General features: G+C 61.4%; 16 protein-coding genes. 6 read left to right on the top strand and 10 right to left on the bottom strand.

Annotated elements, in window-relative coordinates; translation table 11 throughout:
- Positions 1–53: 53 nt before the first annotated feature.
- Complete coding sequence (locus PF1751_RS04695) at positions 54–287, bottom strand: hypothetical protein (RefSeq protein ID WP_010213018.1); 234 nt, start codon at positions 285–287, stop codon at positions 54–56.
- A 214-nt stretch (positions 288–501) separates the two neighbouring features.
- Here PF1751_RS04695 and PF1751_RS04690 point away from each other — a divergent pair, with 214 nt between their 5' ends.
- The 6 genes from PF1751_RS04690 to PF1751_RS04665 all read left to right on the top strand — a co-directional run bounded on the left by PF1751_RS04690 (position 502) and on the right by PF1751_RS04665 (position 9,989).
- Positions 502–1,668: an efflux RND transporter periplasmic adaptor subunit gene (locus tag PF1751_RS04690; RefSeq protein ID WP_044286657.1), complete on the top strand. Its 1,167-nt coding sequence runs from the start codon at positions 502–504 to the stop codon at positions 1,666–1,668.
- Positions 1,665–4,754 (top strand): multidrug efflux RND transporter permease subunit, encoded by a 3,090-nt coding sequence (locus PF1751_RS04685; RefSeq protein ID WP_010213022.1) that lies wholly within the window; start codon positions 1,665–1,667, stop codon positions 4,752–4,754. The genes PF1751_RS04690 and PF1751_RS04685 overlap by 4 nt, the downstream gene beginning before the upstream one ends.
- 31 nt (positions 4,755–4,785) lie before the next feature.
- Positions 4,786–5,463 (top strand): heavy metal response regulator transcription factor, encoded by a 678-nt coding sequence (locus PF1751_RS04680; protein WP_010213025.1) that lies wholly within the window; start codon positions 4,786–4,788, stop codon positions 5,461–5,463.
- Positions 5,453–6,817 carry a heavy metal sensor histidine kinase gene (locus PF1751_RS04675; RefSeq protein ID WP_044286656.1) on the top strand — a complete coding sequence of 455 codons (1,365 nt, stop codon included), beginning with the start codon at positions 5,453–5,455 and terminating at the stop codon, positions 6,815–6,817. The genes PF1751_RS04680 and PF1751_RS04675 overlap by 11 nt, the downstream gene beginning before the upstream one ends.
- A 264-nt stretch (positions 6,818–7,081) precedes the next feature.
- The gene (locus PF1751_RS04670; RefSeq protein ID WP_044286655.1) at positions 7,082–8,404 is read left to right on the top strand and encodes an OprD family porin; all 1,323 of its coding nucleotides are present in this window, start codon (positions 7,082–7,084) and stop codon (positions 8,402–8,404) included.
- Between the two features lie 85 nt (positions 8,405–8,489).
- Positions 8,490–9,989 (top strand): sensor domain-containing diguanylate cyclase, encoded by a 1,500-nt coding sequence (locus PF1751_RS04665; protein WP_010213028.1) that lies wholly within the window; start codon positions 8,490–8,492, stop codon positions 9,987–9,989.
- 77 nt (positions 9,990–10,066) lie between these two features.
- On the opposite strand, the gene lpxC is transcribed toward PF1751_RS04665, so the two are convergent.
- From lpxC to murD, 9 genes are all read right to left on the bottom strand, one after another.
- The gene (gene lpxC, locus PF1751_RS04660; protein ID WP_003171886.1) at positions 10,067–10,978 is read right to left on the bottom strand and encodes a UDP-3-O-acyl-N-acetylglucosamine deacetylase; all 912 of its coding nucleotides are present in this window, start codon (positions 10,976–10,978) and stop codon (positions 10,067–10,069) included.
- A gap of 112 nt (positions 10,979–11,090) precedes the next feature.
- Positions 11,091–12,287 (bottom strand): cell division protein FtsZ, encoded by a 1,197-nt coding sequence (gene ftsZ / locus PF1751_RS04655; RefSeq protein WP_010213029.1) that lies wholly within the window; start codon positions 12,285–12,287, stop codon positions 11,091–11,093.
- A gap of 74 nt (positions 12,288–12,361) precedes the next feature.
- On the bottom strand, positions 12,362–13,624 hold the full coding sequence (gene ftsA / locus PF1751_RS04650; RefSeq protein WP_010213031.1) for a cell division protein FtsA: 1,263 nt from the start codon (positions 13,622–13,624) through the stop codon (positions 12,362–12,364).
- A gap of 15 nt (positions 13,625–13,639) precedes the next feature.
- Positions 13,640–14,509, bottom strand: a complete 870-nt coding sequence (locus tag PF1751_RS04645) for a cell division protein FtsQ/DivIB (protein ID WP_010213032.1) — start codon at positions 14,507–14,509, stop codon at positions 13,640–13,642.
- A gap of 4 nt (positions 14,510–14,513) precedes the next feature.
- Positions 14,514–15,470, bottom strand: coding sequence for a D-alanine--D-alanine ligase (locus PF1751_RS04640; protein ID WP_044286654.1), 957 nt, complete (start codon positions 15,468–15,470; stop codon positions 14,514–14,516).
- On the bottom strand, positions 15,467–16,912 hold the full coding sequence (gene murC / locus PF1751_RS04635; protein WP_010213034.1) for a UDP-N-acetylmuramate--L-alanine ligase: 1,446 nt from the start codon (positions 16,910–16,912) through the stop codon (positions 15,467–15,469). Before murC ends, PF1751_RS04640 begins: the two co-directional genes overlap by 4 nt.
- On the bottom strand, positions 16,905–17,975 hold the full coding sequence (murG, locus tag PF1751_RS04630) for an undecaprenyldiphospho-muramoylpentapeptide beta-N-acetylglucosaminyltransferase (RefSeq protein WP_044286653.1): 1,071 nt from the start codon (positions 17,973–17,975) through the stop codon (positions 16,905–16,907). Before murG ends, murC begins: the two co-directional genes overlap by 8 nt.
- Positions 17,965–19,188, bottom strand: a complete 1,224-nt coding sequence (ftsW, locus tag PF1751_RS04625) for a putative lipid II flippase FtsW (RefSeq protein ID WP_010213037.1) — start codon at positions 19,186–19,188, stop codon at positions 17,965–17,967. The genes murG and ftsW overlap by 11 nt, the downstream gene beginning before the upstream one ends.
- Positions 19,185–20,531, bottom strand: a complete 1,347-nt coding sequence (gene murD / locus PF1751_RS04620) for a UDP-N-acetylmuramoyl-L-alanine--D-glutamate ligase (RefSeq protein WP_010213038.1) — start codon at positions 20,529–20,531, stop codon at positions 19,185–19,187. Before murD ends, ftsW begins: the two co-directional genes overlap by 4 nt.
- Between the last annotated feature and the right edge of the window lie 3 nt (positions 20,532–20,534).

The following is a 20,534-nucleotide window of genomic DNA, read 5'->3' as shown; positions in this document are numbered from 1 at the left end:
AACATCAGCGGAGGCTGTAGGCAACATCCGCCAAACATTACAACCGATTAATCTTAACGTTTACCCATGGAGCGGCGCGTACCCGGCGGGGCCATGCCCGGGGTCTTGGTGTGGCCGTTCTTGGCGCCGTTCTTGTACCAGGGCTGGGCGGCATTCTTGGCCCCCGCCAGTTCACCCGGTTTGAAGGGAAACTTGAACGCCGGGATCTCGGCTTTTTCAACGCCTTCGGCGCTGGCCGGATCGACGAGGTCGGCCGCTTCAACAGGGGGTTGTGTCGGGGAAGTCATGGAGGCTCCGGAGCGTGCAAAAAATGACGCGGGGCCAGCTTGCGGGCCACGCTGGCGCGCAGTATACCTGCCCGCCTCGGATCTTTAACCACCACCTGTACGAATGGTCGGTCTTTACTGACAGCGCTGTCAGTTAGCAGTCACCTTGCTGACCGGATTGGCGGGCTATAAAGGCCTCATCCACTTCCAATCCTTCGCCTTGGCACCTCACCCCATGCAAATTCAACGAAAAACCGCCCTGATCGTAGGTGTCCTCGTGGTGTTGGCTGTTGCGGCCTGGGCACTGACCCGCCCGGCCAAGTCCAAACTGGCGGCGCCCACTGCGATTCCGGTGAGGGTGGTGAGCGTGGCGCAGCAGGATATTCCACGCTTTGTCAGCGGGATCGGCTCAGTGCTGTCGTTGCACAGTGTGGTGATTCGCCCGCAAGTGGATGGCATCCTGACTAAATTGCTGGTCAAGGAAGGGCAACTGGTCAAGGCCGGTGACCTGCTGGCGACCATCGATGACCGCTCGATCCGCGCCAGCCTTGACCAGGCCAAGGCACAACTGGGCGAAAGCCAGGCACAGTTGCAGGTGGCGCTGGTCAACCTCAAGCGCTACAAGGCATTGAGCGTCGACGACGGCGTGTCCAAACAGACCTATGACCAGCAACAAGCGCTGGTCAACCAGCTAAAGGCCACGGCCCAAGGCAACCAGGCCGCGATCGATTCAGCCCAGGTACAACTTTCCTACACCCAAATTCGCTCACCGGTCAGTGGCCGCGTGGGTATTCGCACCGTGGATGAAGGCAACTTCCTGCGCACCAGCGATACCCAGGGCCTGTTTTCCGTGACCCAGATCGACCCGATTGCCGTCGAGTTCTCCCTGCCACAGCAGATGTTGCCCACCTTGCAAGGCTTGATCGCAGCGCCTACCCAGGCCAGCGTCGATGCCTACCTCGGCGCCGACACCGATGGCCAGACCGGCGACCTGCTCGGCGAAGGCCACTTGAGTCTGATCGACAACCAGATCAGTTCCACCACCGGCACTCTGCGCGCCAAGGCCGAGTTCAACAACGCCTCGCAACGCTTGTGGCCGGGACAACTGGTGACCATCAAGATCCAGACCGCCCTCGACAAAAACGCCTTGGTGGTGCCACCGACCGTGGTGCAGCGTGGCCTGGATTCGCACTTCGTATACCGGGTCAACGGTGACAAGGTCGACGTGGTACCGGTGCAAGTCACCTACCAGGACAGCGACGTGAACATCATCAAGGGCGTACAAGCCGGGGATGTGCTGGTCAGTGACGGCCAATCGCGACTCAAGGCAGGCGCCCAGGTGGAAGTCCTCAAGGAGCCGCCGCAGGTGATCCAGACCGTTGATGCCAAGGTGCAGCCATGAGCCGTTCGCCCTCAGCCTGGTGCGTCGACCACCCGGTTGCCACCCTTCTGCTGACCTTCGCCCTGGTGCTGCTCGGGCTGATTGCCTTCCCGCGCCTGGCCATCGCCCCACTGCCGGAAGCAGAATTTCCGACGATCCAGGTCACCGCCACCCTGCCCGGCGCCAGCCCGGACACCATGGCGTCATCCGTGGCAACGCCGCTGGAGGTGCAATTCAGCGCCATCCCCGGCATGACCCAAATGACGTCCAGCAGCGCACTGGGCTCCAGCCTGCTGACCCTGCAATTTACATTGACCAAGAGCATCGACACCGCTGCGCAAGAAGTGCAGGCGGCGATCAACACCGCGTCCGGCAAGCTGCCCAGCGATATGCCGAGCCTGCCGACCTGGAAGAAGGTCAACCCGGCGGACAGCCCGGTGCTGATCCTCAGCGTCAGCTCCAACAGCATGCCCAGCACCGAGCTGAGTGATTACGTGGAAACCCTGCTGGCCAGGCAGATCAGCCAGATCGACGGCGTTGGCCAGATCAACATCACCGGCCAGCAGCGCCCGGCGATTCGGGTGCAGGCATCCCCGGACAAACTCGCCGCCATCGGCCTGACCCTGGCCGATATTCGTTTGGCCATCCAGCAATCGAGCCTCAACCTGGCCAAGGGCGCGATCTACGGTGAGAACAGCGTGTCGACCCTGTCGACCAACGACCAGTTGTTCCACCCGGAGGACTACGCGCAGTTGATCGTGTCTTATAAGGACGGGGCACCGGTTCAGTTGCGGGATATCGCCAAAGTCATCAATGGTTCGGAAAACGCCTACGTACAGGCGTGGGCCGGCGACACGCCCGGGGTCAACCTGGTGATCTCGCGCCAGCCCGGGGCGAATATCGTCGAGACCGTGGACCGCATTCAAGCCGAATTGCCGCGCCTGCAAGCCATGCTCCCGGCGTCGGTGCAGGTCAGCGTACTGACCGACCGCACCAAGACCATCCGCGCGTCCCTGCATGAAGTGGAAGTGACGCTGCTGATCGCCATTCTGCTGGTGGTGGCGGTGATGGCGTTGTTCCTGCGCCAGTTGTCGGCAACGATGATCGTGTCCAGCGTGCTGGGGGTGTCGTTGGTTGCCAGCTTTGCGCTGATGTACCTGATGGGTTTCAGTTTGAACAACCTCACGCTGGTGGCGATCGTAATCGCCGTGGGGTTTGTCGTGGACGATGCCATCGTGGTGGTAGAGAACATTCACCGCCACTTGGAAGCCGGGCTCGACAAACGCGAAGCGGCGATCAAGGGCGCCGGTGAAATCGGCTTTACCGTGGTGTCCATCAGCTTCTCGCTGGTGGCCGCGTTTATTCCGCTGCTGTTCATGGGCGGCGTGGTCGGGCGGCTGTTCAAGGAGTTCGCCCTGACGGCCACCTCGACCATCCTGATTTCGGTGGTGGTCTCGCTGACGTTGGCACCGACGCTGGCTGCGCTGTTCATGCGCGCCCCCACCCATCATGCCCACGACAAACCCGGTTTCAGCGAGCGACTGCTGGCCGGCTATGCACGCAACCTGCGCCGTGCCCTGGCCCATCAACGCACCATGGCGGCAATCTTTGTAGTGACCCTGGCCTTGGCCGTGGTCGGCTATGTGTTTATCCCCAAGGGTTTCTTCCCCGTGCAGGACACCGGTTTTGTTCTGGGCACCAGCGAGGCGGCGGCCGATGTGTCCTACCCGGACATGGTCGCCAAACACAAAGCCCTCGCCGAGATCGTCAAGGCCGACCCAGCGGTGGCAGCATTTTCGCACTCGGTCGGCGTGACGGGCAGCAACCAGACCATCGCCAACGGCCGTTTCTGGATCGCCTTGAAAGACCGTGGCGACCGCGATGTGTCAGCCAGCCAGTTCATCGACCGTATCCGCCCTAAACTGGCGAAGGTGCCAGGCATTGTGCTGTACCTGCGCGCCGGTCAGGACATCAACTTGAGTTCCGGCCCCAGCCGCGCCCAGTATCAGTATGTGCTCAAGAGCAACGACGGGCCGACGCTCAACACCTGGACCCAGCGCCTCACCGAAAAACTGCGGGCCAACCCGGCGTTTCGCGACCTGTCCAATGACCTGCAACTGGGCGGCAGCATCACCCACATCAGCATCGACCGTCAGGCCGCCGCGCGCTTCGGCCTCACCGCCACCGATGTCGACCAGGCGCTGTACGACGCGTTCGGCCAACGCCAGATCAATGAGTTCCAGACCGAGATCAACCAGTACCAAGTGGTGCTGGAACTGGACACCCAGCAACGCGGCAAGGCCGAGAGCCTCAACTACTTTTATCTGCGCTCGCCGCTGACCAACGAGATGGTGCCGCTGTCGGCACTGGCCAAAGTCGATCCGCCCACCGTGGGCCCACTGTCGATCAGTCATGACGGCATGTTCCCGGCCGCCAACCTGTCATTCAACCTGGCGCCTGGGGTGGCACTGGGCGACGCGGTGATCATGCTCAACCAGGCCAAGAATGAAATCGGCATGCCGACCACCCTCATCGGCAACTTCCAGGGCGCGGCACAGGCCTTTCAGAGTTCGCTGGCCAGCCAGCCATGGCTGATCCTGGCGGCACTGGTGGCGGTCTACATTATCCTCGGCGTGCTGTACGAGAGTTTCGTGCACCCGTTGACGATCATCTCCACCTTGCCTTCGGCGGGGTTGGGTGCGCTGATCATGCTGTCGCTGATGGGCCAGGACTTTTCGATCATGGCGCTGATCGGCCTGGTGCTGTTGATCGGCATCGTGAAGAAGAACGGCATCCTAATGATCGACTTTGCCCTGGAGGCTCAGCGCGTCAGGGGCCTGTCGCCGGAGGATGCGATCTACGAAGCCTGCGTCACGCGGTTCCGACCGATCATCATGACCACCCTCGCCGCCCTGCTCGGCGCGGTGCCGCTGATGCTCGGTACCGGCCCCGGTGCGGAAATGCGCCAACCGCTGGGTATCGCAGTGGTCGGCGGGTTGCTGGTGAGCCAGGCACTGACGCTGTTCACCACGCCGGTCATATACTTGTACCTTGAGAAGTTTTTCCACAAGCCCAAACCAACGCCTGCATTGGCGACCACACATTGAGGCTGAGGCCCCGCCCTGGAGCAAAAGGCTGATGCGCGTCCTGATTATTGAAGATGAAGAAAAAACCGCGGATTACCTGCACCGCGGTCTGACGGAGCAAGGCTACACCGTCGATGTGGCGCGCGAAGGCGTCGAGGGGTTGCACCTGGCACTGGAAAACGACTACGCCGTGATCGTACTTGACGTGATGCTGCCCGGCCTCGACGGCTTTGGCGTGCTGCGCGCCTTGCGTGCGCGCAAGCAGACGCCGGTAATCATGCTCACCGCCCGCGAACGCGTGGAAGACCGCATCCGTGGCCTGCGCGAAGGCGCCGACGATTACCTGGGCAAGCCTTTCTCCTTCCTAGAACTGGTGGCCCGCCTGCAAGCCCTGACCCGCCGCAGCGGCGGCCACGAACCGGTGCAGGTGACAGTTGCCGACCTGTGGATCGACCTGATCAGCCGCAAGGCCAGCCGCAACGGCGTGCGCCTGGATCTGACCGCCAAGGAGTTCTCACTGCTCAGCGTATTGGCGCGGCGCCAGGGCGAGATCCTGTCCAAGACCGCGATTGCGGAAATGGTCTGGGACATCAATTTCGACAGCGACGCCAACGTGGTGGAAGTCGCGATCAAGCGCCTGCGCGCCAAACTCGACGGGCCGTTCGACACCAAGCTGCTGCACACCATCCGTGGCATGGGCTATGTGCTGGAGAGCCGAAGTGTCAGCTAACTCCATTGCCCTGCGCCTGAGCAGCATGTTCACCCTGGTGGCGCTGCTGATCTTCCTATTGATCGGCGGCGCGTTGTACCAGCAGGTGGACCGCAGCCTCGGCTTGTTGCCGGGCGCCGAGCTGGATGCGCGCTACAGCGTGCTGGAGTCTTCGGTGAACCGCTTCGGTACACCGGACCATTGGGTGAAGATTCAGGCCAAGCTCAAGTTGTTGGGTGAGGAAGACAAGCGCATCCGCTTCTGGGTCGTGAGCAGTGATCCGAACTATGAGTACGGCAACCCCGATGCGCAGATCCGTGCCTTCGCCGAAGGCCCGACGGGCAAGCGCGACCTGCGCCTGCCGGGGCGCGAATACCCGCTCAAGGTGCTGGTGAGCCAGTTCCCGGCCAAGGATCAGCGTCCGCCCTTGCGTTTCATGATCGCCATCGACACCGAGAATTTCCGCGCCACCCAGCACCACTTGCTGGTCGCGCTAGTCGCCCTCTCGTTGGTGGGCGTGGTGCTGGCGTCGTTGCTGGGCTTCTGGGTCGCGCGCATCGGCCTCAAACCCCTGGGGAAACTCTCGGATGAGGCACAGAAACTCGCCCCACCCAAGCTCTCCGGACGCCTGCAACTGTCACCGTTGCCGCCGGAGTTGAGCCAGTTCGTCAACTCGTTCAACTCCACCCTCGACCGCGTGGAGCAGGCTTACTCACGCCTTGAGTCGTTCAATGCCGACGTGGCCCACGAACTGCGCTCGCCACTGACCAACCTGATCGGCCAGACCCAGGTTGCGCTGACTCGCGGGCGCTCTGCCGAGCATTATTTCGAGGTGCTTCAATCCAACCTCGAAGAGCTGGAGCGCCTGCGCTCGATCATCAACGACATGCTGTTCCTGGCCAGCGCCGACCAAGGCAGCAAGGCCACCAAGCTGACCGAAAGCTCCCTGGCCGATGAAGTGGCAACCACCCTCGACTACCTGGACTTCATCCTCGAAGACGCCCAGGTCAAGGTGCAGGTACGCGGCGATGCCAGGGTGCAGATCGAAAAAGCCCACCTGCGCCGCGCACTGATCAATCTGCTGAGCAATGCGGTGCAACACACAGCACCCGATCAGGTGATCGTGGTGAGCATCGAGCGACAGGACCATCAGGTAGCAATCGGCGTGACCAACCCCGGTGACGCGATTGCCAGCGAACACTTGCCGCGCCTGTTCGAACGCTTCTATCGAGTTGATGCATCGCGCAGCAACAGTGGGGCCAATCACGGCCTGGGCCTGGCCATCGTCAAGGCGATTGCCCTGATGCACGGCGGCGATGTGTTCGTACGCAGCGACGGCGGTGGGAATACGTTTGGCATTACCCTGCCGGTCTAACGCCTGACTGTTGCGATTTGGGCAACAGTCATTATCTTGTTACACTCTGTATCGCACCGCTCGCCTGCGTTAATTTGACGCATCGATGAGCGCGACGGCAAAGGCAGTCTCCGCTTACCCGAATTTCCCTCGACTTTTTTCCAGGGCTCTACACTGGGAATCTGTCTTAAAGCCGCTGACTTCAGCGGCTTTTTTTTGCCGTAAAAAAGGCCAGGCACCCCCAACGACACTGGCCGTTTTCGATTGACCAAAGGAGCTCCACCGGTGAAGAACTCGCTGACGTTCACCCCGTTATTCCTCGCGATTGCAGCAACGATTGCCCCCCTTGCCCACGCGGCAGACTCCACCACCGCCGACGGTTTCGTCGAAGGTGCCCACCTCAATATCAACACCCGCAACTACTACATGAACCGCGACCGTCGCGATATTCACACCGATGACAGCAAGGAATGGGGCCAGGGGTTTCTCGGCATCTTCGAGTCCGGCTACACCCAGGGCACGGTCGGTTTCGGCCTGGACGCCCACGCCATGCTCGGCCTCAAACTGGACGGCGGTGGCGGCACCGATGGCTCCAGCATCCTTCCGTACGGCAGCGGCAACGGCAAGGCGCCCGGCTCGTTCTCGACGGCCGGTGGCACCTTGAAAATGCGCGCATTCGATACCGAGCTGAAAGCTGGCGACCTGTTCCTCAATAACCCGGTGATTGCCGGCGGCGCGACCCGCATGTTGCCGCAGACTTTCCGTGGCGTGAGCCTGACCAACCACAGCCTCGACGGTTGGATGTTCGAAGGTGGCCAGGCCAGCTTCACCAAGCTCTATAACCAGAGCGGCCACCGTCGCATCGGCACCAGCTACGGCGCGCTGCCCGAGCACACGGACAGCCAGCACATGAACTGGGCCGGCGTGTCGTTCAGCGGTATCGACGGGCTGACCAGCAACCTCTACGCCGCCGAACTCAAGGACGTGTGGAATCAGTACTACTACGACCTGGACTACACCTATGTGCTGAACGAGATGATCAGTCTCAACCCCGGTCTGCATTACTACCACACCCAGGACACCGGGCAGTCGCTGCTGGGGGATATCGACAACAACACCTACAGCCTGCACTTCACCGTGGACGTCGGCCATCACAGCGTCACTGCCGCGTACCAGAGGGTCAACGGCAACACGCCGTTCGACTACATCGCCCAGGGCGACAGCGTGTACCTGGACAACTCACAGCAATACTCCGACTTCAACGGCCCCAATGAGCGTTCCTGGAAACTCAAGTACGCCTATAACTTCGGTGGACTGGGCCTGCCCGGCTTGACCTCGGCGGTGTCCTACATCAGCGGCAAGACCGACCTGACCAAGGTCGACCCGCAAAGCCGGGGCTATAGCGCCTGGTACAGCGCTGACGGCAAAGACGCCAAACACTGGGAACGGGATATCGACCTCAAGTACGTGGTACAGGGTGGCAAAGCCAAAGACCTGGCCGTGCGCCTGCAGTGGGCGACCAATCGCGGCAGCAACGGCTACTCGGCGGTGGATCGAGACGTGGATGAATACCGAGTGATCGTCGATTACCCGATCAACGTGTTCTGACACCCAGATCTTTCTTTTTTATCGGGTATTTAATTTTCATCGGGTAGATCTAAACTGCCAGTATTGTCCCGCTGAAGTCTGCCCGATGAGTCCTCCCCGCGTTCGAAGCTTACCGGCACGCCCAGAGCTATTTCTGATTCTGGGCAGTGGCCTTACTGTCGTCCTGATCGTGGTCATCGTCGCGGTGTTGCTGATCCGCGAACACGCGAGCACCCTGCAGGCCGCGACGCGCTCAACCACCAATATTGCGCAGTTGATCAATGCCGACGTGCTGCGTAACGTCGAACTCTACGACCTGGCCCTCAAAGGGTTGATTGCTGCCAGGCAACGTGAGGACCTGGCCCAGGTTTCCGCAAATATCCAACACTTGGTGCAGTTTGACCTGTCCACCGCTGCGCCTTTCAAAGGTGAAGTGCTGTTGTTGGATGCCAATGGCACAGTGATCGCCGATTCTTCCACCCTGCAGCCCACCCCACGCAATTTTGCCAACCGCGATTACTTCCAGGTGCATACCAAGGACGCCCAGGCCGGCTTGTATATCAGCCGGCCGTTCAAGATTCATTGCGACTGCGACCAGGTCTGGCGCATGGCATTCAGCCGTCGAGTGTCGGGGCCCAACGGTGAGTTTGCTGGCGTTGCGGTCGCGACCATGCGCCTGGCGTATTTCGACCAGCTCTTCAACACCGTGACCATCGGCAACGGCAGCAGCGTCAACCTGCTTAATAACCAAGGTTTTTTATTGGCCCAGCAGCCGCTGCTCGAAAGCGACATGATCGACAAGGACCTGAGCGAGCGACCGAATTTCAAGCGAATACTGCGTGAAGGCAGTGGCACCTTCCAGGCGATCTCTGCCATCAGCGGCACGGAACGCCTGTACACCTTCACCAATGTGGGTGAGCTACCGCTGATCGTTGTGGTTGCACTGTCCAGCCAAGATGTATTCGCCCGCTGGCAACGCGCCGCGCTGTTGACCAGTGGCGCCACTGGCATCCTGTGTATCGGTTTGTTATGGCTGACCTGGATGCTGCGCCGCGAACTGCGACGCCGTTATCGCGCAGAGCGCGTGCTGTCAGAACTGGCAGCCGTCGACGCCCTGACCGGCTTGGCCAACCGTCGCATTCTGGACGAACGCCTGCGCCTTGAATGGGACCGCGCGCAACGCTCGCTCGAACCACTGACCGTGCTGATGATCGACGTCGACCACTTCAAAGCCTTTAACGACCGCCATGGCCATCACGGTGGAGACGCGGCATTGCGCACCGTGGCGCAAGTGATAGGCGCCAATATCCGCCGCCCGGCTGATCTCGCGGCGCGTTATGGCGGTGAGGAATTCGCGGTGGTGCTGCCCCACACGGACGCGAAGGGTGCCTGGGTCATCGCCGAGCATATCCGCAGCAGCATCGAGCATTTGCCAAGGGTGGCGGGGGATGCGCAACCGATTACGGCGAGCATCGGCATGAGCACCTGGGACAAGCGTAGCCGGCTGTCGCTGGAAGCGTTGTTACTGAGTGCGGATCAGGCGTTGTATGAAGCCAAGCACAGCGGCCGAAACCGCATTGTCGAGGCTCAAACCCCCTCACTCTAGGATCAACGTCGTAGCCGACACATAAAAAAAGGCCACCCGAAGGCGGCCTTTCAAAACGAAAGAAAGAGAGTTGTTACTTACACCGCCGCAACGGGACGCATGTAAGAGATCGGTGCGGTGCTGGCATCTTCGAAGGTCACAACTTCCCAAGCGTCTGTCTGCTCAATCAACTTGCGCAGCAGCTGGTTGTTAAGGGCGTGGCCCGACTTGAAGCCTTTGAACTCGCCTATCAGGCTATTGCCCAGCAGGTAGAGGTCACCGATTGCATCGAGGATCTTGTGCTTCACGAATTCGTCTTCGTAGCGAAGGCCGTCTTCGTTCAGTACACCATCCGCGTCGACCACAATGGCGTTTTCAACGCTGCCGCCGAGTGCGAGGTTGTGCTTGCGCAGGTACTCGATGTCACTCATGAAACCAAAGGTACGGGCGCGGCTGACTTCTTTTACGAACGAAGTGCTGGAAAAATCCACGCTTGCACTTTGGGTGCGGTCACGGAATACCGGGTGATCGAAATCGATCTCAAAGCTCACTTTGAAGCCTTCGAACGGGACGAAGGTGGCGCGCTTGTCGCCGTCTTCTACTGTCACTTCCCGCAGAATGCGAATGAACTTCTTGGCTGCGTCCTGTTCTTCCAGGCCGGCAGATTGAATCAAGAATACGAAGGGTCCAGCGCTGCCATCCATGATCGGGACTTCGGACGCGGAGAGCTCGACGTAGGCGTTATCGATGCCCAGGCCAGCCATGGCCGAGAGCAAGTGCTCCACCGTGTCCACTTTGACGTCACCGTTGACCAATGTGGTCGACATGGTGGTTTCGCCAACGTTTTCCGCGCGAGCAGGAATCTGCACCACAGGGTCCAGGTCGGCACGCACAAACACGATGCCGGTGTCGACAGGTGCAGGCTTGAGGGTCAGGTATACCTTCTCCCCGGAGTGCAGACCTACACCTGTGGCACGAATAATATTCTTCAGGGTGCGTTGTTTAATCATGGCTTGGACCGCTTCAGCGCAAATTGCGAACTGGTATCAACAAAGGCTGGCGATAATAGCAGACCAGACCTTTGCTGAACACCAATCACCTTCATAGCCCTGATACATTCCATTAATCGGCCTGACGACGCAGGAATGCCGGGATGTCCAGGTAGTCCAGATCATCTTGCGGATTCGGGCTACGGGACGCTGCAGCACCGGCCTGGGCCTGGTTGCGCATCACGGTCGGACGGTCCAGGTCACGGTAGTTCACAGACGGCAGTTCCTGGCGCGCAGGCGCTGGAGCGGCAGCTTGCTGGCTGGCATGGTTGGTATGGACGGTATTGTCGATGACCTTCACAGGCTTCTCGATTTTTGCGCCCAGGCCGGTCGCAACCACGGTTACATGCAGCTCGTCGCGCATGTCCGGATCGATCACGGTACCGACTTTGACCATGGCGTGCTCGGAAGCGAAGGCTTCGATAATGCTACCCACGTCGGAGTACTCACCCAGGGACAGGTCAGGACCGGCGGTGATATTCACCAGGATACCGCGTGCACCTTGCAGGTTCACGTCTTCCAGCAACGGGTTGCGGATGGCCGCTTCAGTGGCTTCACGCGCACGATTCGGACCGCTGGCGCAGCCAGTGCCCATCATCGCCATGCCCATTTCGCTCATCACGGTACGGACGTCGGCAAAGTCGACGTTGATCATGCCTGGGCGCTTGATGATGTCGGAGATACCGCGAACGGCACCGGCCAGTACATCGTCAGCCTTGGCGAAGGCGGACAGCAAGCTTGCGTCCTTGCCCAGGATGGTCAGCAACTTCTCGTTGGGGATGGTGATCAACGAGTCGACGCTTTCAGACAGCAGACGGATGCCTTCGTCGGCGATCTGCATGCGCTTGCGACCTTCGAACGGGAACGGACGGGTCACGACAGCCACCGTCAGAATGCCCATTTCCTTGGCCACTTCGGCAATGATCGGCGCAGCACCGGTACCGGTACCGCCGCCCATGCCGGTGGTGATGAACACCATGTTGGTGCCTTGCAGCACTTCGGCAATACGCTCGCGGTCTTCCAGCGCGGCTTGACGGCCGACTTCCGGGTTGGCGCCAGCGCCGAGGCCTTTGGTCACGGCTGTGCCCAATTGCAGGATGGTCCGCGCGCCGATGCTTTTCAGCGCCTGGGCATCAGTGTTGGCGCAAATGAATTCAACGCCTTCAATGTTGCTCTTGACCATGTGGTTGACAGCGTTGCCGCCGCCACCGCCGACACCGATCACTTTGATGACCGGGCTTGCGGGGATGTTGTCTACGAGTTCGAACATGTTCCCTCTCCTTTCGTTTTCTCTAGTTTTTTCGCCTACTGCTTATTGCGGTGCTGCGGTGTCGCGGTAAATCTTTAGAAGTTACCCTTGACCCATGCCTGCAACCGCTCGAACAACGGCGCTTTGGCCTCGTCGTCGCTGCGGTAGCTGTCACGGTTGCTTGGGCCCGACAGGGAAATGCCGTCGGTCTGCTTTTGCAGCCCGTACAACAGCAAGCCCACACCGGTGGAATAAATCGGGTTGCGTACCACGTCGCCCAGGCCTTTGACGCCATGGGGCACGCCCAGGCGAACCGGCATGTGGAAGATTTCCTCGGCCAACTCGACCGCGCCTTCCATCTTCGAGGTACCACCGGTCAGCACGATGCCGGCCGGGATCAGGTCTTCGTAGCCGCTGCGGCGCAGTTCAGCCTGGATCAGGGTGAACAGTTCGTCGTAGCGCGGCTCGACCACTTCGGCCAGGGCCTGGCGCGACAGTTCGCGCGGTGGACGGTCACCCACGCTCGGCACCTTGATGGTCTCGCCGGCACCGGCCAACTTGGCCAGGGCGCAGGCGTAGCGGATCTTGATTTCTTCGGCGTACTGGGTCGGTGTACGCAGCGCCATGGCGATGTCGTTGGTCACCTGGTCACCGGCAATCGGGATCACGGCGGTGTGACGGATCGCACCCTCGGTGAAGATCGCGATGTCGGTGGTGCCACCGCCGATGTCGACCAGGCAGACGCCCAGTTCTTTTTCGTCGTCGGTCAGTACCGAGTAGGCCGAGGCCAACTGCTCGAGAATGATGTCGTCGATTTCCAGACCGCAGCGGCGCACGCATTTTTCAATGTTCTGTGCGGCGTTGACGGCGCAAGTCACGACGTGAACCTTGGCCTCCAGACGTACCCCCGACATGCCCAGAGGCTCGCGAACGCCTTCCTGGTTGTCGATCACGTAGTCCTGCGGCAGGGTGTGCAGCACGCGCTGGTCCGCCGGGATCGCCACGGCCTGGGCGGCGTCGAGGACGCGCTCAAGGTCGGCGGAGCTGACTTCGCGGTCGCGGATCGCCACGATGCCGTGGGAGTTCAGGCTGCGGATATGGTTGCCCGCCACGCCGACGAACGCCGAGTGGATCCGGCAACCGGCCATCAGCTGCGCTTCTTCGATGGCGCGCTGGATCGATTGCACGGTGGACTCGATGTTCACCACCACGCCCTTCTTCAGGCCCCGGGACGGATGCGTGCCAATACCGACGATTTCGATGACGCCGTCTTCCCCGACCTCGCCCACCAGCGCCACCACTTTGGAGGTGCCGATATCGAGACCGACGATCATTTTTCCGCTTTGCACGTTTGCCATGGGTCCTGCCTCTTCTTAATTCTTCGCGACAGCGGGTTGCGCTGCCGTGGGCGCAGCCGGTTCACGCCAGCCGACGGCAAGGCCGTTGGCGTAACGCAGGTCGACGCTCGCAATGTTCGTAATCTGTTCTTTCAAGGTCTTGTCATAGATGGCAATGAAGCGGCGCATCTTTTCCACCAAGCGGTCGCGTCCCAGCAACAACTGGATGCCCGGGCCGGAACTGCCTGCCCCGGTCGTCAAAAACCAACTGCCCCGTTCACGCAATTCCAGGCGTGCGATGGAGAAACCCATTGGCCGCAGCATCTGGCTCAAGGCCTGGTACTGCTGCATCACTTGTTGCTGTGCCCGCTGCGGCCCGAACAGCTGCGGCAGGTGTTCATAGTTCGCCAGTTCACGCGGGGTGAACGCCTGGCCCTGGTTGTTCAACAGCGCTTCGTCACCCCAACGGGCCACCGGCAGCTGTTCTTCCAGGCGGATCGTCACCTGGTCCGGCCATACGCGGCGGACTTCGGCGTGGGCGATCCATGGCATCTGTTCCAGCTCCGAGCGCATGCCGGCCAGGTCGATGGTAAAGAAGCTCGCCGCCAGGTACGGGCCGATGCGCTGCTGTACCGCTTGCTGGCTGATGTAACTCAAGTCGCCCTGCACGCTGATCTTGGTGATCGGCCGGTCGGCATACGGCAACAGACGTTGCGCGCCTTCATAGGTTCCGAAGCCCAGCACCACCAGCAAAACCGGCCAGTACAGCGCCTTTAGGAAACCGAAGTTGGCTTTCGGCAGGCGCGCCGACATCGGCTCTTTAGCCACCATTCGACTGGCACCCCGCGGCACCGGCTTGCGGCTCGGTGCTTGTGGGGGCTGATGACGAAGCGATGCGCCTTTCATGTCCTTAGCCTCTTGGCTCAATGCTGTCGGCCAGGATCGCCAGCACTAACTGCTGGAAGTCCAAACCGGCCGCACGGGCTGCCATAGGTACCAAGCTGTGATCCGTCATGCCCGGTGCGGTGTTGACTTCCAGGAACCAGAAATCCCCTTGGTCATCCTGCATCACGTCTGCTCGCGCCCAACCGGCGATACCCAGCGCCTCACAGGCTTTCGCCGTGAGGTCCATCAATTCCTGTTCTTTGCTTGCGTCAAGGCCGCATGGGATCCGGTACTGGGTATCGGAAGCCAGGTACTTGGCGTCGTAGTCGTAAAAGGTGTGGGGCGTGCCCAATGCGATAGGCGGCAATACCTGGCCACGCAGGGTGGCGATGGTGTACTCGGGACCCTGGATCCACTGTTCCACCAACACTTGCGAATCGTAGGTACTTGCCGCTTTCCATGCGTCGATCAATTCGGCGGCCGAGTTCACTTTGGCCATGCCGATACTGGAGCCTTCATGGGCTGGTTTGACGATCAAAGGCAGGCCCAGTTCCTTGGCTGCAGAAATACAATCGTCTTCGCTGCACAGAACACTGTGACGCGGGGTCGGAATACCCAGGCTGTGCCACACCTGTTTGGTGCGCAACTTGTCCATCGCCAGCGCGGAAGCCAGGATGCCACTGCCGGTGTAGGGGATGCCGGCGCACTCCAGCAGGCCTTGCATGCTGCCGTCTTCACCGCCACGGCCGTGGAGGATGATGAAGGCGCGGTCGATCTTCTCGGCCTGCAGGCGGGCGATGAAGTCATCGCCCACGTCGATGCCGAAGGCGTTCACGCCTGCGGTTTGCAGGGCGTCGAGCACGGCGTTGCCGGACTTGAGCGAGACTTCGCGTTCAGCGCTTTTGCCACCGAACAACACCGCTACGCGACCAAAGTCGGCAGGTGCGATTGTCGAGAACAGGGAGCCGTAGTCGTTGATCATTTCGACTTCCCCTTGGCCGCTGCAAACAGCGGGCTCGCCAGCAACTTAGGCGCAAGACCACCGATATCACCGGCCCCCTGGCACAGCAAAATGTCACCGGCCCGCAGCAGCGGCTTGACGATGGGCGCCAGGTCCACACCACGCTCGATGTAGATCGGGTCCAACTGGCCACGCTGACGGATGCTGTTGCACAGCTTGCGGCTGTCGGCGCCCGGAATCGGTTCTTCACCGGCCGGGTAGACTTCCATCAGCAGCAGCACGTTGGCATCGGCCAGTACATTGACGAAGTCGTCATACAGGTCGCGGGTACGGCTGTAGCGGTGCGGCTGGTAGACCATCACCAGACGGCGCTCCGGCCAGCCACCGCGTACGGCCTTGATCACGGCAGCCACTTCAGTCGGGTGGTGACCGTAGTCGTCCACCAGCATCACGTCACCACCGTCTACCGGCAACTGGCCGTATACCTGGAAACGGCGGCCCACGCCGGCGAAGCGCGACAGGCCTTCGACGATGGCTTCATCGCTGACGCCCTCGTCGGTGGCGATGCAGATGGTCGCCAGGGAATTGAGTACGTTGTGGTTGCCCGGCATGTTCACCGATACATCCAGCGGCTCGCGGTCGGGACGCAACACGGTAAAGAAGGTTTGCATGCCTTCCTGGCGCACATTGATCGCGCGCACGTCAGCGTCTTCGCTGAAGCCGTAGGTCACGGTCGGACGCTTGACCAGTGGCAGGATTTCACGCACCACCGGATCGTCCAGGCACACCACGGCCAGACCGTAGAACGGCAGGTTGTGCAGGAACTCGACGAAGGTTTTCTTCAACTTGTTGAAGTCCCCGTCGTAGGTCGCCATGTGGTCTTCGTCGATATTGGTGACCACGGCGACCAGCGGTTGCAGGTGCAGGAAGCTCGCGTCACTTTCGTCGGCTTCGGCGATCAGGTAACGGCTGGTGCCCAGTTGTGCATTGGTACCGGCTGCATTCAGACGGCCACCGATGACGAACGTCGGGTCCAGGCCACCGGCCGCGAACACGGAGGCGATCAGGCTGGTGGTGGTGGTTTTGCCGTGGGTACCGGCGACGGCAATGCCGTGGCGATAGCGCATCAGCTCGGCCAGCATCTCGGCGCGTGGCACCACGGGAATGCGACGTTCAAGGGCAGTGGCCACTTCCGGGTTGGAGGTGTTCACGGCGCTGGACACCACCAGCACATCGGCCTCGGCGGCGTTCTCGGCGCGGTGGCCGATGAAGATCTGTGCACCAAAGGTTTTCAGGCGTTCAGTGACCGGCGACTCTTTCAAGTCAGAGCCGGACACCTGGTAGCCCAGGTTCAGCAACACTTCGGCAATGCCACACATGCCCACGCCGCCAATGCCGACGAAGTGGATACGACGGATGCGGCGCATTTCCGGTTGCGGCATGGCTTTCTGATTCTCAACCATGGGCCACCTCCAGGCAGATATCCACCACAGTGCGGGTTGCGTCAGGTTTGGCCAGGCGGCTTACGGTGCTCGCCATGCTATTGAGTCGTTCCGGTTGCATCAAAACCTCGGTCAGGCGTGCGGCCAAATCGGCGGCGCCAGTCGTTCTTTGCGGCAGCAGGAAGGCAGCGCCCTCCCCGGCCAAATATTCGGCGTTGCGGGTCTGGTGATCGTCGATCGCGTGGGGCAAAGGCACCAGCAAGGACGGCAGACCGGCGGCGGCCAGTTCACTGACGGTCAGCGCACCGGAGCGGCAGACCACCAGGTCGGCCCAGCCATAGGCATGGGCCATGTCTTTGATGAAGGGCTGTACGTTCGCCTCGACACCGGCTTCGCGATAACGCGTGGCGGTGACTTCACCGTGGTGCTTGCCGGCCTGATGGAAGACCTCCGGGCGCAATTCCACAGGGAGTTGCGCCAGTGCTTCCGGCAGCAGTTTGTTCAACGGCTCGGAGCCCAGGCTGCCGCCCATGACCAGCAGGTGCACCTTGCGCCCCGCCAGTGCTTCACGGGCGATGCCCATAAACAGTTCAGTGCGCACCGGGTTGCCGGTGGTACGCAGTTTGTCCGAGGCGCCAAAGGTCTTCGGAAACGCCTCGCACACCCGTGCAGCCAGCGGCACCAGCAGGCGGTTGGCGGTACCGGCGACGGCGTTCTGCTCGTGCACGATCACCGGTACACCGGCGAGCTTGGCGGCGACACCACCAGGACCGGTCACATACCCACCAAAACCGAGTACACACACCGGCTTCAGTTCACGAATCACTTTGCGCGCCTGCCACACCGCCTTGAGCAATACGAACGGCGCCTTGAGCAGGGACAACTTGCTCTTGCCACGCAAGCCGGTGACGTTGATCAGGTGCAGCGGCAAGCCGGCATTCGGCACCAGTTCGTTTTCGATGCCACGCGGCGTGCCCAGCCAGTGCACGGAGTAGCCACGGTCCTGGAATTCCCTAGCACAGGCCAACGCAGGGAACACATGGCCCCCGGTGCCACCCGCCATGATCAGCACGTTAGCGCCCATGGGGTGGCTCCTCGGCAAAATCGCTTTCGCTGAATTCCATCTCTTCACTGCCCAGGTGGGTTCGACTCTCCCACTCGATGCGCAGCAACAAGCCCAGGCACGCACAGCAAATCACCAACGAACTGCCGCCGTAACTGAGAAACGGCAAGGTCAGGCCCTTGGTCGGCAGCAGGCCGACGTTCACACCGATGTTGATCAGGAACTGGCCGATCCACAGGAACGACAAGCCGTAGGCCACATAGGCGGCGAAATACTGTTTGGCCTTCTCGGCCCACAAGCCGATGTACATACCGCGTACACACACGAACACGAACAACGCAACGGTGCACAGCGAACCCACCACGCCCAGCTCTTCGGCGAGTACCGAGAACACGAAGTCGGTGTGCGCTTCCGGCAGGTAGAACTGCTTCTGCACGCTGTTGCCCAGGCCCACGCCCAGCCATTCGCCGCGACCGAAGGCGATCAGCGCCTGGGTCAACTGGTAGCCGGAACCGAACTGGTCGGCCCACGGGTCGGTAAAGGTAATCAGACGGGCCATCCGGTAAGGTTGCGCCTGCACCAGCACCGTCACAGCGGCCACGGCCAGCACCACCATCAAGGTGAAACGGAACAGACCGACGCCCCCCAGGAATAGCATCGCTGCGGCCGCGCCCATCATCACCACGGTGGCCCCGAAGTCGGGCTCCATCAGCAACAGGCCGGCCATGGGCAGCAGTACGATGAACGGCTTGAAGAAGCCCATCCAGCTTTCGCGTACTTCTTTCTGGCGACGTACGAGGTAACCGGCGAGGTAGATCACCACAAACACCTTGGCGATTTCCGACGGTTGCACGTTGAACGCACCGAAGCCGATCCAGCGCATCGAACCGTTCACCTCGCGTCCGATGCCGGGCAGGATCACCATGATCAGCAAGCCGAACGCACCGATCAGCATCATCCAACCCAGGCGCTGCCAGGTGGCGATAGGGATCATCATAGTGACGATGCACGCGCCGAGACCGATCACCAGGTACACCAGGTGACGGATCATCATGTACAGGGTGTTGCCCGACTGCACGGCGGCCACTTCGGAAGACGCCGAAGTGATCATCACCAGGCCCAGGCCCAACAGCGCCAGGCAACCGGCGAGCATTGGGAAATCGAGGTCGATACCTCGCCCCGTGATGATCGGCGACGGGTAGGGCTTGATGATGTTCCGAAAGTCGATACTCATGCCAAGGCCTCCACGGCGCGGGCGAACAGCTGGCCGCGCTCTTCGTAGTTCTTGAACATGTCGAAGCTGGCGCACGCCGGCGACAGCAGCACCGCATCACCTGGCTGGGCCAGGGCCTTGCACTGAGCGATGGCGTCGTCCAGGGACGTGGCGCGCACTTGCGGCACCGCGTCGCCGAGGGCGGCGGCGATCAAATCGGAGTCGCGCCCCATCAGCACCACGGCACGGCAATGTTCGGCAACCGGGCCTTTAAGGTCCTTGAAGTCGGCACCCTTGCCGTCGCCACCGGCGATCAGCACCAGCTTGCCTTCGATGTCGGCGCCGAGGCCTTCGATGGCCGCCAGGGCCGCACCGACATTGGTGGCCTTGGAGTCGTTGTAATAGCTGACGCCGTCAAGATCGCGCACCCATTGGCAACGATGTTCCAGGCCACCGAAGGTACGCAGGGCCGACAACATGGCGTCGAACGGCAGCCCAACGGCATGACCCAGTGCCAAGGCCGCCAGGGCGTTGGACTGGTTATGGGCGCCACGGATTTTCAGCTCGCGCACCGGCATCAGGTTCTGGAATTCGAAGGCCAGGTATTTCTCGCCGTTCTCTTCGCGAATACCGAAGGCCTTGAAATCAGGTTTGCCCAGGCCGAAGGTCCAGCACGGCAGGCCCTCGCCCATCAACGGACGGCTCAACGCATCTTGACGGTTGACCACCACCTGCTTGGCGCCACGGAAGATCCGGTGCTTGGCCAAGTGATAGGCCGGCAGGCCGCTGTAGCGGTCCATGTGGTCTTCACTCACGTTCAACACGGTGGCCACTTCGGCGCCGAGGTCGTGGGTGGTTTCCAGCTGGAAGCTCGACAGCTCCATCACGTACAGCTCGACGTCGTCGCTGAGCAGGTCGAGTGCCGGCGTGCCCAAGTTGCCGCCTACGGCCACACGTTTACCGGCCGCAGCCGCCATCTCGCCGACCAGGGTGGTCACGGTGCTTTTCGCGTTGGAACCGCTGATAGCCACGATCGGCGCCTGCGCGTTACGTGCGAACAGATCGATGTCGCCGGACAGTTTCACACCACGGGCGGCGGCGGCTTGCAGGGCCGGGGTCGCGATGGCGAGGCCGGGGCTCACGTAGAGCTCATCGGCACGGCACAGAAACTCGACATCCAGCTCGCCACAACGCACTTCCACGTGCGGGTAGTCACGGCGCAGCGTGACCAGCTCCGGTGGATTTTCCCGCGTGTCGGCCACGGCAAACGGCTTGCCCCGGCTCGCCAGGAAGCGAACCAGGGACATGCCGCTCTTGCCGAGGCCGACAACGATGCGGAAGTGGTCTGAAGCGATCAGGGACACTCG

Source organism: Pseudomonas simiae, assembly GCF_000934565.1.
Taxonomy (GTDB): domain Bacteria; phylum Pseudomonadota; class Gammaproteobacteria; order Pseudomonadales; family Pseudomonadaceae; genus Aquipseudomonas; species Aquipseudomonas simiae.
The sequence above is the reverse complement of the archived record's forward strand: the minus strand, read 5'-3'. Positions and strand labels throughout refer to the sequence as shown.

What these genes read in the sequence shown, in the direction of transcription:
- murG (WP_044286653.1), bottom strand. Translation starts at nt 17,975, where the DNA reads ATGGGCGCTAACGTGCTGATCATGGCGGGTGGCACCGGGGGCCATGTG.
- ftsA (WP_010213031.1), bottom strand. Translation starts at nt 13,624, where the DNA reads ATGGCAAACGTGCAAAGCGGAAAAATGATCGTCGGTCTCGATATCGGC.
- PF1751_RS04685 (WP_010213022.1), top strand. Translation starts at nt 1,665, where the DNA reads ATGAGCCGTTCGCCCTCAGCCTGGTGCGTCGACCACCCGGTTGCCACC.
- PF1751_RS04695 (WP_010213018.1), bottom strand. Translation starts at nt 287, where the DNA reads ATGACTTCCCCGACACAACCCCCTGTTGAAGCGGCCGACCTCGTCGAT.
- ftsZ (WP_010213029.1), bottom strand. Translation starts at nt 12,287, where the DNA reads ATGTTCGAACTCGTAGACAACATCCCCGCAAGCCCGGTCATCAAAGTG.
- ftsW (WP_010213037.1), bottom strand. Translation starts at nt 19,188, where the DNA reads ATGAGTATCGACTTTCGGAACATCATCAAGCCCTACCCGTCGCCGATC.
- murC (WP_010213034.1), bottom strand. Translation starts at nt 16,912, where the DNA reads ATGGTTGAGAATCAGAAAGCCATGCCGCAACCGGAAATGCGCCGCATC.
- PF1751_RS04640 (WP_044286654.1), bottom strand. Translation starts at nt 15,470, where the DNA reads ATGATCAACGACTACGGCTCCCTGTTCTCGACAATCGCACCTGCCGAC.
- PF1751_RS04680 (WP_010213025.1), top strand. Translation starts at nt 4,786, where the DNA reads ATGCGCGTCCTGATTATTGAAGATGAAGAAAAAACCGCGGATTACCTG.
- PF1751_RS04665 (WP_010213028.1), top strand. Translation starts at nt 8,490, where the DNA reads ATGAGTCCTCCCCGCGTTCGAAGCTTACCGGCACGCCCAGAGCTATTT.
- lpxC (WP_003171886.1), bottom strand. Translation starts at nt 10,978, where the DNA reads ATGATTAAACAACGCACCCTGAAGAATATTATTCGTGCCACAGGTGTA.
- PF1751_RS04690 (WP_044286657.1), top strand. Translation starts at nt 502, where the DNA reads ATGCAAATTCAACGAAAAACCGCCCTGATCGTAGGTGTCCTCGTGGTG.
- PF1751_RS04645 (WP_010213032.1), bottom strand. Translation starts at nt 14,509, where the DNA reads ATGAAAGGCGCATCGCTTCGTCATCAGCCCCCACAAGCACCGAGCCGC.